Origin of the sequence: Bartonella sp. AA81SXKL (assembly GCF_042196945.1) — a bacterium.
GTDB lineage: Bacteria > Pseudomonadota > Alphaproteobacteria > Rhizobiales > Rhizobiaceae > Bartonella.
Map to the genome: position 1 here is coordinate 406 of NZ_JBHIRH010000267.1, position 283 is coordinate 688.

1 pseudogene is annotated in these 283 nt (G+C 42.0%); it reads left to right on the forward strand.

The features are described from left to right. Nucleotides 1–283 (forward strand): annotated as a pseudogene (locus tag ACFINZ_RS11005) (hypothetical protein); the annotation flags it as partial.

The window sequence follows — 283 nt, forward strand, 5'->3', positions numbered from 1 at the left end:
CAACAGTACAGGATGTTCCTGCGGCAGAGTGCGTTGGCGAGCAATGGCAAATCATGGATATATCGCCAAAACAGGAAGAAAAAGAAGCTTTGCCCACCTGTATTACACAATCCGATACAGGAGACTGTTTACCCGCAGCTGAACCTGTTGGCAATTTTGCTACTAAGCAAAAACGCGTTTTAGAAGAAGAAAAAGTTGTTTTACTATGGCGTTATAACCATCACCACCACACACAAAAAACCCGTGATAAATTTGGACACAAGTGGCAAAAAAAACAGAGAAA